At 75.2% G+C, this 14,064-nt stretch carries 12 protein-coding genes and 1 rRNA gene; 8 read left to right on the forward strand and 5 right to left on the reverse strand.

All coding sequences use genetic code 11. The features are described 5' to 3' along the window. Positions 1-88, forward strand: a 5S ribosomal RNA gene (gene rrf, locus FN207_RS24770); the annotation flags it as partial. A 75-nt stretch (positions 89-163) separates the two neighbouring features. Here the strand turns inward: rrf and FN207_RS24775 are convergent. Continuing rightward, positions 164-826: a DUF2461 domain-containing protein gene (locus FN207_RS24775; RefSeq protein ID WP_142461123.1), complete on the reverse strand. Its 663-nt coding sequence runs from the start codon at positions 824-826 to the stop codon at positions 164-166. After that, complete coding sequence (locus FN207_RS24780; RefSeq protein WP_142461124.1) at positions 823-1,407, reverse strand: GNAT family N-acetyltransferase; 585 nt, start codon at positions 1,405-1,407, stop codon at positions 823-825. The genes FN207_RS24775 and FN207_RS24780 overlap by 4 nt, the downstream gene beginning before the upstream one ends. Before the next feature lie 66 nt (positions 1,408-1,473). On the opposite strand from FN207_RS24780, the gene FN207_RS24785 reads away from it, so the two are divergent. From FN207_RS24785 to FN207_RS24810, 6 genes are all read left to right on the forward strand, one after another. Continuing rightward, positions 1,474-2,706 (forward strand): winged helix-turn-helix domain-containing protein, encoded by a 1,233-nt coding sequence (locus FN207_RS24785; RefSeq protein WP_142461125.1) that lies wholly within the window; start codon positions 1,474-1,476, stop codon positions 2,704-2,706. 11 nt (positions 2,707-2,717) lie between these two features. Next, a complete protein-coding gene (locus FN207_RS24790) occupies positions 2,718-3,530 on the forward strand; it encodes a thymidylate synthase (RefSeq protein ID WP_142461126.1) in 813 nt (270 codons plus the stop codon). Continuing rightward, positions 3,527-4,051: a dihydrofolate reductase gene (locus tag FN207_RS24795; RefSeq protein ID WP_142461128.1), complete on the forward strand. Its 525-nt coding sequence runs from the start codon at positions 3,527-3,529 to the stop codon at positions 4,049-4,051. The genes FN207_RS24790 and FN207_RS24795 overlap by 4 nt, the downstream gene beginning before the upstream one ends. A gap of 10 nt (positions 4,052-4,061) precedes the next feature. Then, positions 4,062-4,958: a 4-hydroxy-tetrahydrodipicolinate synthase gene (gene dapA / locus FN207_RS24800; RefSeq protein ID WP_142461129.1), complete on the forward strand. Its 897-nt coding sequence runs from the start codon at positions 4,062-4,064 to the stop codon at positions 4,956-4,958. 28 nt (positions 4,959-4,986) lie between these two features. Beyond that, positions 4,987-6,699, forward strand: coding sequence for a ribonuclease J (locus FN207_RS24805; protein ID WP_142461130.1), 1,713 nt, complete (start codon positions 4,987-4,989; stop codon positions 6,697-6,699). Positions 6,700-6,775: 76 nt separating this feature from the next. Next, positions 6,776-8,062 (forward strand): right-handed parallel beta-helix repeat-containing protein, encoded by a 1,287-nt coding sequence (locus tag FN207_RS24810; RefSeq protein ID WP_142461131.1) that lies wholly within the window; start codon positions 6,776-6,778, stop codon positions 8,060-8,062. Between the two features lie 118 nt (positions 8,063-8,180). On the opposite strand, the gene FN207_RS24815 is transcribed toward FN207_RS24810, so the two are convergent. From FN207_RS24815 to FN207_RS24825, 3 genes are all read right to left on the reverse strand, one after another. Continuing rightward, the gene (locus FN207_RS24815; RefSeq protein WP_246066364.1) at positions 8,181-8,870 is read right to left on the reverse strand and encodes an anti-sigma factor family protein; all 690 of its coding nucleotides are present in this window, start codon (positions 8,868-8,870) and stop codon (positions 8,181-8,183) included. Beyond that, positions 8,867-9,391, reverse strand: coding sequence for a sigma-70 family RNA polymerase sigma factor (locus FN207_RS24820; RefSeq protein WP_142461133.1), 525 nt, complete (start codon positions 9,389-9,391; stop codon positions 8,867-8,869). The genes FN207_RS24815 and FN207_RS24820 overlap by 4 nt, the downstream gene beginning before the upstream one ends. Positions 9,392-9,459: 68 nt before the next feature. Further along, positions 9,460-11,403, reverse strand: a complete 1,944-nt coding sequence (locus FN207_RS24825; protein ID WP_142461134.1) for a S9 family peptidase — start codon at positions 11,401-11,403, stop codon at positions 9,460-9,462. Between the two features lie 73 nt (positions 11,404-11,476). Here FN207_RS24825 and FN207_RS24830 point away from each other — a divergent pair, with 73 nt between their 5' ends. Continuing rightward, positions 11,477-14,032, forward strand: coding sequence for a DNA translocase FtsK (locus FN207_RS24830; protein ID WP_142461135.1), 2,556 nt, complete (start codon positions 11,477-11,479; stop codon positions 14,030-14,032). Positions 14,033-14,064 lie beyond the last annotated feature (32 nt).

Consider the following 14,064-nt stretch of genomic DNA (forward strand, 5'->3'; position numbering starts at 1 on the left):
CGGACCCATTCCGAACCCGGAAGCTAAGCCTCTCAGCGCCGATGGTACTGCCCTGGAGACGGGGTGGGAGAGTAGGACGCCGCCGGACAACCATTACACAGAAGGGCCCCCACCAGTGCGGTGGGGGCCCTTCTGCATGTCCGGGAACGGTGGGGATCGCCGTTCAGCGGCGACGGATCTCCTTCGTCGTCGCACCGACGTTGTCGGCGAGCCAGGCGTTGAGCGTCGTGAGGTCCCGCCAGGCGGTGCGGACGCGCTCGAGCGCCTCGGCAGCGTGCAGCCAGTCGGCGAACTCGAACAGTCGGCCGGCATGCAAGGAGCGGTGACGCAACAGGTCGGCACGTCCGTCGTCGATGTCGTAGCCCTTGGGGACCCGGGTGAGCCGGTCGCCACCGATCTCCCAGCCGCCTGCGGTGAGGCGGTCGACCTCGGTCCGCAGCCGGGGGCCCTGGACGCCGTCTGCCACGGCACGCCGGTAGCGCTCCACCTGGTCGGACTCCAACCGCCAGGCGCCGCCGGCCACGCGCAGTCCCTCGGCGGAGATCTCGACGTACCAGGCCCCGGCGCCGCGACCCTCCTGCTGCGCGACGGCGCCCTGGTGGGTCTTGTAGGGCGTCTTGTCGTTGCTGAAGCGCACGTCCCGGTAGGGGCGGAAGAGCTTGGGCGCCCCGAACTCCGCGGCCAGGTCGTCGACGAGTGCCTGCATCGGTGCCCGCACGCAGGTGTCGTAGACGGCGCGGTGGCGGGTCCAGTAGGTCTTCGAGTTGTCGGCCTCGAGCCCCTCGTAGAACACCAGGCCCTCGTCGGGGAACCCCCGGAACGTCATTCCTCTCCTCCCAGGAGCGTGTGCCAGCGGACCTCGCGCAGCGGCGTGCCGTCGGCGTCGAGGGTCCGTGCCCATCCGTCCCGCGCCCAGCCGGCCGACTCGAGGAAGGCGGCGGTCACCCGGTCGCCCTCGGCCACCCAGGCGCTCAGCCGCGCCGTCCCGTTGCCGGCGGCCAGGTCGGCCACCGCGGCGAGCAGCCGGCTGCCGTGGCCGCGCCGTCCCCACCGCGGCTCCACCAGCAGGACGGCGAGCTCCGTCGTGGGACCGGCAGGGTCGGCCTGCTCGTCCGCTGCCAGTTCCGGCGGCCCGTAGGCGGCGAAGCCGACGACGCGGGGGCCCTCGAGGGCCACGAGCACGCCGTGCGCCGGGGTGGGTGGACGGGTGACCGCCGCTGTCCACGCCGCCTCGGCCTCGCCCGCGTCCCAGGCCTCCAGCGCGGAGGCGGGGAGGACGTCGCGGTAGGCGATCCGCCACGTCTCGCCCTGCACGCGGGCGATCTCGGGGGCGTCGCCGGCGACCGCGGGACGCACGGACACGTCGGCAGTGCCGGTCAGGCGCGGCAACGCTGGGACGGGGTCCACGCGGGGCAGCCTAGGTCGGCGGGGAGGAGAGGCGGACCGTCAGCGGGGCACGGCAGGATCGGCGGCGTGCTCCCACCCGTCGCCGACCGGCTCCCCGCCGCCCTCGCGCGGCGCATCGCCCTGGCCGCGCAGGGCTTCGCCGACCCGCGGCCGACCGGCGTCGTCGACAGCCGGCAGCTGCGGCGGATGACCGACCGCGTCGCCGTCGTCCAGATCGACTCGGTGAACGTCGTGTCCCGCTCGCACTACCTGCCGGCGTTCAGCCGGCTCGGTGCCTACCGGCGGCCGGTCCTCGACGACTTCACCGCCCGCCGGCACGAACTGTTCGAGTTCTGGGCGCACGAGGCGTCCTTCCTCCCCGTCCGGCTGCACCCGTACCTGCGCTGGCGGATGGCCGCGGCCGAGGAGCACGCGTGGGGCTCGATGGTGAGCATCCAGCGCGAGCGGCCCGGCTACGTGGCCGAGGTGCTCGACCGGGTGCGCGCGGGCGGCCCGGTCCGGGCCAGCGAGCTCGGGGAGGCCCGTCCCGACCGGCCCGGGTCGATGTGGAACTGGCACGCCGGCAAGGTCGCGCTCGAGTGGCTCTTCTACACCGGCGTCCTCACCGCCCGGGCGCGGACGACGTCGTTCGAGCGGGTCTACGACCTCACCGAGCGGGTCCTGCCCGCCGCCGTCCTGCAGACGCCGACGCCCGACCCCGACGACGCCGTCCGCGAGCTGGTCCGCACCGCCGCGCGGGCGCTCGGGGTGGCCACCGAGCGCGACCTGCGCGACTACTTCCGGCTGCGGCCGGCCCAGTCGCGTCAGGCGATCGCCGAGCTGGCCGACGCCGGTGAGCTGCTCCCGGTCGAGGTGGCCGGGTGGGGCGCGCCCGCCTGGCTGGACCCGGCCGCGCGCCGGCCGCGGTGGATCCGCGCCCGCGCGCTGCTGTCGCCGTTCGACTCGCTGGTGTGGGAGCGACCGCGGGTCGAGCGCATCTTCGGCTTCCGCTACCGGCTGGAGATCTACACGCCGGCCGCCCAGCGGGTGCACGGCTACTACGTGCTGCCGTTCCTGCTCGGCGACCGCCTCGTGGCCCGGGTCGACCTCAAGGCCGACCGGCAGGCCGGCGTCCTGCGCGTGCAGGCCGCACACGCCGAGGACGGCGTCGACCGCGCCGAGGTCGCTGCCGAGCTGGCCGCGGAGCTGCGGCTGATGGCCGGCTGGCTGGAGCTCGACGACGTCGCCGTCGCCGAGCGGGGGGACCTGGCGGCCGACCTCACCTCCGCGCTGGCCGGTTCCAGCGCCGACGTCGCCTAGGCTGGCCCGCCGTGGGGAGCACCGGAACGGTCGACACGCAGTACGAGGACCTCCTGCGGCGGATCCTCGAGACGGGGACGCCGAAGTCCGACCGCACGGGCACCGGCACCGTGAGCACCTTCGGCGAGCGGCTGCGCTACGACCTGTCGACGTCGTTCCCGCTGGTCACCACGAAGAAGGTGCACTTCCGCTCGGTCGCCGTCGAGCTGCTGTGGTTCCTGCGCGGGGACGGCAACGTCCGCTGGCTGCAGGAGCGCGGCGTGAGCATCTGGGACGAGTGGGCCGACGCGGACGGCGACCTCGGGCCGGTCTACGGGGTGCAGTGGCGCTCCTGGCCGGCGCCCGACGGCGGGACCGTCGACCAGCTGCAGGGCGTCCTCGACACCCTGCGCACCGACCCCGACTCCCGGCGCATGGTGGTGTCGGCGTGGAACGTCGCCGCGCTGCCGGAGATGGCGCTGGCCCCCTGCCACGCCCTGTTCCAGTTCGCCGTCCACGACGGGCGGCTGTCCTGCCAGCTGTACCAGCGCAGCGCCGACATGTTCCTGGGCGTCCCGTTCAACATCGCCAGCTACGCGCTGCTCACCCGGATGGTCGCCGCGCAGGTGGGCCTGCAGCCGGGGGAGTTCATCTGGGTCGGCGGCGACTGCCACGTGTACAGCAACCACGTCGAGCAGGTCCGCGAGCAGCTCTCCCGCGAGGTCCGGCCGTTCCCGACGCTGGAGATCGCGCCGGCGCCGTCGCTGTTCGAGCACGTCTTCGAGGACTTCACGCTGCACGGCTACGACCCGCACCCGGCCATCCGGGCCGCCGTCGCGGTGTGACGGTCTCGATCGTCTGGGCCCAGGCGCACGGGCGGGTGATCGGATCCGGCGGCACGCTGCCCTGGCACCTGCCCGAGGACCTGCGGCTGTTCAAGCAGCTCACGTCCGGCGGCACCGTGGTCATGGGGCGGCGCACCTGGGAGTCGCTGCCGGAGCGCAACCGGCCGCTGCCCGGGCGGGTCAACGTCGTCCTGACCACCGACCCCGCCTGGTCGGCCGTCGGCGCGCACCGGGCCGGCTCGGTCGGCGACGTGCTCGCCGCGTACCCGGACTGCTGGGTCATCGGCGGCGCGGCCGTCTACGCCGCCTTCCTCCCGCACGCCGCCCGGCTGGTCGTCACCGACGTGGACCTGGCCGTCAACGGCGACACCCGCGCGCCCGTCCTCGACGCCGGGTGGCGCCGCGTGACCCGCACGCCGGAGCACGGCTGGGCCACCTCGGCCACCGGCCTGCGGTTCGCCGTCTCGGAGTACGCGCGGACGGCCGCTGCCGGGCCGGGGACTCCCGCGGACGGTCGGTAGATTCGACCGCATGACCACCGACCCCGCCCGGCCCTTCGGGCGCGTGCTCACGGCGATGGTGACCCCCTTCGCCGAGGACGGCTCGATCGACCTCGCGGGGGCCCAGGAGCTGGCGGCGCACCTGGTGGACCGCGAGGCCCACGACGGCCTGGTCGTGCTCGGCACGACCGGTGAGGCGCCCACGCTCAGCGACGGCGAGCAGTCCGCGGTCCTGGAGGCGGTCCTCGACGCCGTCGGCGACCGCGCGGTCGTCGTCGCCGGGGTCGGTACGAACGACACCGCGCACACCATCGACAACGCCCGCCGCGCCGAGCGCCTCGGCGCGCACGGGCTGCTGGTCGTGACGCCGTACTACAACAAGCCGCCCCAGGCCGGGCTGCTGCGCCACTTCACCTCGGTGGCCGACTCCACCGACCTGCCGGTGATGCTCTACGACATCCCGCCGCGCTCGGTCGTGCCGATCGAGGTCGAGACGCTGGTCCGCGCCGCCGAGCACCCGCGCATCGTCGCGGTGAAGGACGCCAAGGGCGACTTCGGCGCGCTGGCCTGGACGCTGGCGCGCACCGACCTCGCGTACTACAGCGGCGAGGACATGCTCAACCTGCCCATGCTGGCCTCCGGCGCCGTCGGCGTGGTCAGCGTGGTCGGTCACCTTGTCGGCCCCCGGCTGGCCGAGCTGATCGCCGCGGTCGAGTCCGGCGACCTCGCCAAGGCGCGCGAGGTCAACGAGAGCCTGCTGCCGGTCTACACCGGCATCTTCCGCACCCAGGGCGTCATCCTGGCGAAGGCGGCGCTGCGCGCGCTGGGGCTGCCCTCGGGCCCCGTGCGCCCACCGCTGGTCGACGCCACGCCCGAGCAGATCGCGCAGCTGCGCACCGACCTCGCCGACGGAGGCATCTCCCTGTGAGCCCTGCGAGTCCCGTGAGCCCGACCCCGTGACCGTCAGCACCGCCGGCACCGCCGGCCAGCCGCACCTGGACCTCAAGACGCCGCCGCCGCTGCCCGCCGGCGGCCTGCGGGTGATGGCGCTGGGCGGCCTCGGCGAGATCGGCCGCAACATGGCCGTCCTCGAGTTCGACGGCAAGCTGCTCGTTATCGACTGCGGCGTGCTGTTCCCCGAGGCCGAGCAGCCCGGCGTCGACCTGATCCTCCCCGACTTCGGCGTCATCGAGCACCGCCTCGACGACGTCGTCGCCGTCGTCCTCACCCACGGGCACGAGGACCACATCGGCGCGATTCCCTACCTGCTGCGGCTGCGCGGGGACATCCCGCTGGTGGGCTCGCGCTTCACCCTCGCGCTGGTCGCGGCCAAGCTGCGCGAGCACCGGCTGGTCCCGACGCTGGTCGAGGTGGCCGCGGGCGACGACCACGTCGCCGGGCCGTTCCACTGCGAGTTCATCTCGGTGAACCACTCGATCCCCGACGCGCTCGCCGTCGCCGTCCACACGCCCGCGGGCGTGCTGGTGCACACCGGCGACTTCAAGATGGACCAGCTCCCGCTCGACGGCGTCCTCACCGACCTGGGTGCGTTCGCCCGGCTGGGCCTCGAGGGCATCGACCTGCTGCTCGCCGACTCCACCAACGCCGAGGTGCCCGGCTTCGTGGTCCCCGAGCGCAACATCGGGCCGGTGCTCGAGGACGTCTTCCGCCGCGCCACCCAGCGGCTGATCGTCTCCAGCTTCGCCAGCCACGTGCACCGCATCCAGCAGGTGCTCGACGCCGCCGAGACGCACGGCCGCAAGGTCGCCCTCGTCGGCCGCTCGATGGTGCGCAACATGGGCGTCGCCCAGGACCTCGGCCTGCTGCGCGTGGCGCCGGGGCTGATGGTCAAGCTCGACGAGGCGACCGCGATGCCCCCGGAGCAGGTCGTGCTGATCAGCACCGGCTCGCAGGGGGAGCCGCTGTCGGCGCTCGGGCGCATGGCCCGCGGCGAACACCACCAGGTCACCATCGAGGCCGGCGACACGATCGTGCTGGCGTCCTCGCTGGTGCCCGGCAACGAGACCGCCGTCTACAAGGTCATCAACGGGCTCGCGCGGCTCGGCGCCACCGTGGTGCACAAGGAGACGGCGATGGTGCACGTCTCCGGGCACGCCCCGGCCGGCGAACTGCGCACCCTGCTCAACGTGGCCAAGCCCCGCTACCTCATGCCGGTGCACGGCGAGTGGCGGCACCTGCGCGCGCACGCCGCGCTGGCCGAGCAGACCGGCATGGCCGCCGACCGGGTGCTGCTCGCCGAGGACGGCGTCGTCGTGGACCTCGTCGACGGCAAGGCCTCGATCACCGGGTCGGTGCCGGTGGGCAACGTGTACGTCGACGGGCTCAACGTCGGTGACGTCGGCGAGGAGTCGCTGCAGGAGCGGCGGATCCTCGGCGACGAGGGCTTCGTGGCGCTCACCGTGGTGATCGAGCCCTCGACCGGCACGATCGTGCGCCCGGTGCACCTGTCCACCCGCGGCTTCTCCGACGACCCGGCGGCCTTCGACGAGGTGCTGCACCTGGTCGAGGACAACCTCAAGCGGGACCTCGCCGACGGGCAGCGCGACGCCCACCGGCTGTCGCAGTCGATCCGCCGGACCGTCGGCAAGTGGGTGTCGGACACCTACCGCCGCCGGCCGATGATCATCCCGACCGTCCTCGAGGTCTGAACGCGGCAGGCGTCCCCGCCGTATCCCCTCGTACGCGGCACCCGGTCGGCGGGTGCCGCCTCCCGAGGGGACTGACATGCGACCCACGACCCTGCGCACCGGCACCGCCGCCGGCGCCGCGGCCGGCACGACGGCCATCGCCCTGCTCCTGCTGGCCGCGACCCCGGCCGCGGCCGGCGGACCGGGCGGCTCCGGCTCTCCCGGCCGCGGCGGCGGGACCGCCGTCACGACCACCGCGGACTCCGGCGCCGGCTCGCTGCGCGCCGCCGTCCAGGCGGCCAACGCCGCCGGCTCGGGCACCGTCGTGCTGTCCGAACGCGTGTACCGCCTTGCGCTGGCCGGCACCGACGACACCGCGGCCGCCGGGGACCTCGACGTCACCGGCCGCCTGGTGGTCGAGGGCCGGGGCGCCACGATCGACGCCGCGGGCCTGGACCGGGTCTTCGACGTCCGGCCGGGCGGCTCGCTGACCCTGCGGCACGTGACCGTCACCGGCGGCCGGATCGCCGGCACACCCGGGACCACCGGCGGGGCCTCCGGTGGCGGCGTCCTCAACGCGGGCACGCTCGTCGTCGAGCGCAGCACGGTCACCGCCAACAGTGCCGTGCGCGCCGGCGGCGGCATCGAGGCCCTCGCGGGCTCCACGACGACCGTCACCCGCTCGACGCTCTCGCACAACACCACCGGCGCCGTGCCCGGCAACGGCGGCGGCCTGCACCTGACCGGCACCGGCACCGTGCACGTCGAGCGCAGCACGGTCACCGGCAACACGGCGGCCTCGGAGGGCGGCGGCCTCTGGAACTCCGCCACCGGCACCATGACGGTCAGCCGCAGCACGGTCAGCGGCAACACCGCCGCGGGCGCGGCGGCGGACAACGGGGGCGGCGGCCTGTTCAACGACGGCGGCTCGCTCACCGTCGACCGCAGCGAGGTCCGCGGCAACTCCGCCACCGGCGCGGCGGGCTCCGGCGGGGGTCTCTTCAACGCCGGCACCCTCACCGTCACCCGCACCGTCGTCGACCACAACGACGCCCGGCGGGCCGGCGGCGGCATCGAGGCCCTCGGCGGGACGACGACGCTCGACCGCACCGCGCTCACCGGCAACAGCACCGGCGCGGCCCCCGGCAACGGTGGCGGCCTGCACCTCACCGGCGCGGGCACCGTGCGCATCGACCGCGGCACCGTCACCGGCAACAGCGCGACCAACGAGGGCGGCGGCCTCTGGAACTCCGAGCCCGGGACCATGACCGTCACCCGCACCCGGATCAGCGGCAACACCGCCCCGGTCGGCCCGGACGTGTTCCAGGACGGCGCCGGCACCGGCTTCACCGTCGACGGGCAGCGGGTGCCCGGCGAGGCCTGACCCGCACCGCACCTGATCTGCACCGCACAGGGGGGCGCCGGCCACGGGGAGGCGCCCCCCTGTCGTGCGCTCAGAAGGTCGTGCGCTCAGAAGTCGGTGCGCTCAGAAGTCGGTGCGCTCAGAAGTCCGAGCGGACCACCACGTCGCCGTCGCCGTCGACGACCTCGAAGCCGACGGCGTCGTCCCGCAGCACCGCGGAGCTGAGGTTGCACCGCAGCTCCGCGCCGCCGACGCCGAGGAACTCCCCGGCCGGCACCTCGCGGCCCTCGTCGTCGGTGACCGCCACCCGGAACACCTCGCCGTCGGCGAAGCCCGTGCCGGTGAGCCGGACCTCCACGCCCCAGGTGTGTGGCACCAGGTCCGCGCGGGCCTCGACGCCGGGGTCGACCGCCTGCACCGCCACGGGCTCCAACGGCGGCGGATCGGGCACCGGCCGGGCCAGCCAGCCGACCGCGGCCCCGGCGGCGGCCACCCCCGCGACGAGGGCGCCGGCGAGGACGCGGCGACGCCGGGGGAGGGGGGTGGCGCGGTGCCGGGGCGGGCCGCCCTGCTCCTCGGCGGCGATCCGGGCCAGGACGGCGGCGCCCAGACCCGGGGGCGGGGTGGGCGTCTCGTCGAGCACGTCGGGGTCGACCGCGGACAGGCGCGCGGCCAGCGGGGCCAGCTCGGCCAGCTCCACGCGGCAGGCGGGGCAGCCGTCGAGGTGGGCCCGCACGCGGGCGCTCTCGGCCGGGTCCAGGTGCCCCAGGGCGTAGGCGCCCAGCATCTCGCGCAGTTCCCGGTACTCGTCCCCGTGCGCGCCGCTCACGGCTCGACCCCCATCTCGTCCAGGGCCAGGCGCAGTGCCTTGAGCCCGTAGAACACCCGGCTGCGCAGCGTCCCGACCGGCACACCGAGCTCGGCGGCCACCTCCGTGTAGGGGCGGCCGCGCAGGTGCGTCTGCACGATCGCCGTGCGGTGCTCGGCGCTGATCCGCCGCAGCGCCTCCTCGACCACCCAGGCGTCCACCAGCCGGTCGTCGGCGGCGGCCTCGGGCGGCGTCGCCGGGTCGTCGGTCAGCTCCCGCTGCCACGGCCGGACGGCGAAGCGGCGGGCCTCGTCGACGACGACGTTGCGCGCGATCGCGAACAGCCACGTGCGCAGGCTGGCCAGCTGCGGATCGTAGGAGGCCGAGGCCCGCCAGGCCCGCAGGAACACCTCCTGGACGACGTCCTGCGCCGCGCCGCCGTCGCCGAGCTGGCGCAGCGCGAAGCGGTACAGCTCGGCCCCGTGCGCGGCGTAGGCCGCCCGCACGTCCAGCGGCGCCGGTGCCGGTGACCGCCGTGCCATCCGCACCTCCCAGCCGGGTTCCCCGTTCAGGAGGACGTACGGCCGCCGGGCCGCGGCGGTTCACCCTGTCAGCGCACGACCTCGATCGGGGCGATCCCCTCCTCCGCCGGGAGGTCGAACCCCCACACCTGCGCGTAGAAGGACAGCTCGCCGTCGAGCGCGGCCCGGATGTTCTCCGCGCGCCGGAAGCCGTGCTGCTCTCCCTCGAACAGCAGGTAGGCGTGCGGCACGCCCCGGTCCCGCAGGGCGGCCACCATGACCTCCGCCTGCTCGGGCGGCACGACGCGGTCCTCCGCGCCCTGGAACACCGCCAGCGGGGTGTCGAGGGCGTGCACGTGGGTGATGGGGGAGCGCTGCGCGTACACGTCGGCGCCGTCGGGCCACGGCGCCACCAGCCCGTCGAGGTAGCGGGACTCGAACTTGTGCGTGTCCGCGGCCAGCGCGCCGAGGTCGGCCACCCCGAAGTGGCTGGCGCCGGCGGTGAAGACGCCGGGCCGCAGGGTGAGCGCGGCCAGCGTCGTGTAGCCACCGGCCGAGCCGCCGCGGATGGCCATGCGCGCGGGGTCGACCCGGCCGGCGTCGGCGAGGTACCGGGCACAGGCGACGACGTCGTCGAGGTCGACGACGCCCCAGCGGCCCTGCAGCGCGTCGCGGTAGCGGCGGCCGTGCCCGGTGGAGCCGCGGTAGTCGACGTGCGCGACGCAGAAGCCGCGCGAGGTGAAGTACTGGATCTCCAGGTTCAGCCCGCGGTCGTGGGCCGACGTCGGGCCGCCGTGCACCATCACGATCAGCGGCGGGCGCTCGCCCTCGGGAGCGCTCACCTGCGGGTTGGTGGGCGGGTAGACCACGGCGTGCGCCTCGGCGATCCCGGTGCCGCGCTCCTCGGTCGGGAACGTCACGGACTCCGGGACGGAGAACCAGGCCGGGTCCAGCCCGAGGTCGCGCGCCGGGCGGAGCACCTCCGCCTCCCCGCAGAGGTCCGCGCGCAGCACCACCGGCTCGCGCGTGGGGCTCCCGGCCGCGCACACCACGCCGTCGCCGGCCGCGGTCAGGTACCGCAGCGCGGTCCAGCCGGGCAGCCGCACCTCCGACGCCGTCCCGTCCGGGTCGAGGACGACCAGCCGGTCACCGCCGTCCCCGCCGGCCGCGGCCACCACCCGGCCGCCGGGCAGCAGCACGAACCGCCGCGCGCCGAAGACCCACTGCGGCCCGGCGATCTCGGTGCCGGTGTCGAGGACCAGCTCGGGCGCGCCGCCGGGCCGCCACCGCCACAGCGACCACACGTCGGTGCGGTCGCAGCAGAACCACAGGGTGCCGTCAGCGCCCCAGGTCGGCTGCACCGCGGACTCGCCCGGGCCGCCGGCCACCACTGTCTCGGTCCCGTCGGCGGCGCGGACCACCAGCTGTGCGGCGTCCCACGGCATGTCGGGGTGGTCCCACTGCAGCCACGCCAGCTCCCCGCCGGGCCCGGGCCGCGGGTCGGAGACGAAGTGGGGGCCGCTCACCAGCACCTCGGCGGTGCCGTCGGGCGCCAGCCGCACGACCTCGTTGACGACGTCGGCAGCGCTCCCGGAGGAGGTGTGGGTCTCGCGGACGGCGAGCAACGACCCGTCCGCGGTGGGCACGAGGTCGGCGTACCGCACGCCGGCCGGCAGCTCCGGCTCCGGGGTGACGGCGACCGGGCCGTCGTCGCCGGGGGACAACCGGTACAGCCGCTGGTCGTCGAAGTGGGTGAACCACACCGTGCCGCCGGCCACCGTCCACGCCGCCCCGCCGTACTCGTGCACACGGGTGCGGGCGTTCCACGGCGGCGGGAGGACGTCGGTGACCGTGCCGTCGGCCGAGCGCCGCACCAGCGCCGACCGGCCGCCCTCGCCGGGCCGTGACTCCGACCACCAGACGTCGCCCCCGTCGACGGCGACCTCGCCCAGCCGGGCGGCGGCGCGGACGACGAGTGCCGAGGTGAGCGGGGTCGGCCAGCTGCCGTACGGAACGGGGGAGGAGGGCGGCATGCAGGGACCGTAGGCCGGGGACACGACGTCGCGCCTGCCTGGGCGGACGCCCGGTGACGGCTACCGTCGGCGCATGCCTGCCCGCACCACGCCCTCGCGCCGGCCGGCCGGCTCGGCCCCCCGGGGCCGGTCCGGGTCGACGGCCTCCGGCAAGCGGCCGGCCCCGCGCACCCCCGCCCGCAACGGCAACCGCAAGCCGCCCGCCCGCAAGCCGGCCCCCAAGCAGGGCTCCGGTGCGGCCGCCGGTGCCTGGCGGGCCGCCGCGGGCGCCTGGTCCCTCGTCGCCCGCGGCGCCGGGGGACTGGCCCGCTCGGTGGCCCGCCCGGAGGAGGCCGAGCCGCTCGCCCCCGAGCACCGCCGCGACGGTGCCGGCCTCGCCGTCCTCGGCCTGGCCGTCGTCCTCGGCGCCGCCGCGTGGTTCGACGGCATCGGCCCCGTGGGCGCCGGGATGGCCGACGGCGTCCGCTGGGTGGTCGGCTCCCTGCTGGTCGTGCTGCCCGCGCTGCTCTTCCTCGTCGCCCTGCGGCTGCTGCGCCGAGCGCCGCGCCCCGAGGCCCGCGGCCGGCTGGCCATCGGCTGGGTGTGCGCCACGCTCGCGGTGCTCGGCATCGCCTCCGTCGTCGGCACGCCCGCCGACCCCACGGGCGGCGAGCCCGGCTCCGGCGGCCTCGTCGGCTGGGCGGTCGGCACGCCGCTGACCGCGGGGCTCGGCGCCGTCGTCGCCGTCGTGCTGCTGTCCCTGCTCGCCGTCTTCGCCGTGCTCGTGCTCACCGCGACGCCGCTGCACCAGGTGCCCGAGCGGCTGCGCGGCTTCGTCGACCGGGTCACCGGCGCCGACGGCGACTGGGACGACGACTCCGACGAGTACGACGACGAGCCGGAGGAGGAGCCGGTCCGGCCGCGCCGCTCCAAGCGCGCCGCACTGGCCGAGGCGCTGTCGGAGGACGAGCCCGACCTCACCGCCACCGGGCCCATCGACCACGTCCCGCACACCGACGTCCGCGCGGCCGTCCGCGTCGAGCCCGACCCCGAGCCGGCCGCGCCCGAGCCGCGGCGTCCGGCCGTGGTGGACCGCACCGCGCAGGCCGAGCAGCTGCCGCCGATCGAGGAGCCCGAGCAGCTGCTCATCGAGCCGGTGGAGGGCGAGTACACGCTCCCGCGGGTCAGCCTGCTGCGGCCCGGCACGCCGCCGCGGGCCCGCTCGCAGGCCAACGACGCCGCCATCGAGGCGATCACCGGCGTCCTCGAGCAGTTCAACGTCGACGCCCGCGTGGCCGACATGACCCGCGGCCCGACGGTCACCCGGTACGAGGTCGAGCTCGGCCCCGCGGTGAAGGTCGAGAAGATCACCGCGCTGACCCGCAACATCGCCTACGCCGTCGCCAACGACAACATCCGCATCCTCGCGCCGATCCCCGGCAAGTCGGCCGTCGGCATCGAGGTGCCCAACACCGACCGCGAGACGGTCAGCCTCGGCGACGTCATGCGCTCCAACGTCGCCAAGCAGGACCCGCACCCGATGCTGGTCGGCCTGGGCAAGGACATCGAGGGACGCTTCGTCTGCGCCAACCTGGCGAAGATGCCCCACCTGCTGGTCGCCGGTGCCACCGGCGCCGGCAAGTCCTCGTGCATCAACTCGCTGCTGACCTCGCTGCTGCTGCGGGCCACGCCCGACCAGCTGCGGATGATCCTGGTCGACCCGAAGATGGTCGAGCTCACGCCCTACGACGGCATCCCGCACCTGATCACGCCGATCATCACCGACCCGAAGAAGGCCGCCACCGCGCTGGCCTGGCTGGTCGAGGAGATGGAGCAGCGCTACCAGGACATGCGCGCCACCGGCGTGCGTCACATCGACGACTTCAACCGCAAGGTCGAGAACGGCGAGATCACGCCGCCGCCGGGCAGCGAGCGGATCTACCGCCCCTACCCCTACATCCTCACGATCGTCGACGAGCTCGCCGACCTCATGATGGTCGCCCCGCGCGACGTCGAGGAGTCGATCGTCCGGATCACGCAGAAGGCCCGCGCCGCCGGCATCCACCTGGTCCTGGCCACCCAGCGGCCCTCGGTCGACGTCGTCACCGGCCTGATCAAGGCCAACGTGCCCTCGCGGCTGGCGTTCTCCACCTCCAGCCTCACCGACAGCCGGGTCATCCTCGACCAGCCGGGCGCGGAGAAGCTGATCGGCATGGGCGACGCCCTGTTCATGCCGATCGGCGCCGGCAAGCCGCAGCGGGTGCAGGGCGCCTACGTGTCCGACGCCGAGATCGAGGCGGTCGTCGAGTTCACCAAGCGCCAGGCCGAGCCGGAGTACCGCGAGGAGGTCTTCAGCGCCGCCGCCGCGGGCGAGAAGAAGGAGATCGACGAGGACATCGGCGGGGACCTGGACCTGCTGTGCCAGGCCGTCGAGCTCGTCGTCACCAGCCAGTTCGGCTCGACGTCGATGCTGCAGCGCAAGCTGCGGGTCGGGTTCGCCAAGGCCGGCCGGCTCATGGACCTCATGGAGACCCGCGGCGTCGTGGGCCCCTCGGAGGGCTCCAAGGCCCGCGACGTGCTGATCAAGCCCGACGAGCTGGAGTCGGTCCTGTTCACGCTGCGTGGCGGCACGCTGCCCGGCGGCGAGTAGGAGGACCCCGTCGCGGACGGCGCCTACGATGG

It is taken from the genome of Geodermatophilus aquaeductus (assembly GCF_900182545.1).
In the GTDB taxonomy this organism is placed as follows: Bacteria; Actinomycetota; Actinomycetes; order Mycobacteriales; family Geodermatophilaceae; genus Geodermatophilus; species Geodermatophilus aquaeductus.

Excerpts from the sequence above, each read along its gene's own strand:
- FN207_RS24775 (WP_142461123.1), bottom strand. The coding sequence starts at position 826 with ATGACGTTCCGGGGGTTCCCCGACGAGGGCCTGGTGTTCTACGAGGGG.
- dapA (WP_142461129.1), top strand. The coding sequence starts at position 4,062 with ATGACCACCGACCCCGCCCGGCCCTTCGGGCGCGTGCTCACGGCGATG.
- FN207_RS24810 (WP_142461131.1), top strand. The coding sequence starts at position 6,776 with ATGCGACCCACGACCCTGCGCACCGGCACCGCCGCCGGCGCCGCGGCC.
- FN207_RS24820 (WP_142461133.1), bottom strand. The coding sequence starts at position 9,391 with ATGGCACGGCGGTCACCGGCACCGGCGCCGCTGGACGTGCGGGCGGCC.
- FN207_RS24825 (WP_142461134.1), bottom strand. The coding sequence starts at position 11,403 with ATGCCGCCCTCCTCCCCCGTTCCGTACGGCAGCTGGCCGACCCCGCTC.
- FN207_RS24830 (WP_142461135.1), top strand. The coding sequence starts at position 11,477 with ATGCCTGCCCGCACCACGCCCTCGCGCCGGCCGGCCGGCTCGGCCCCC.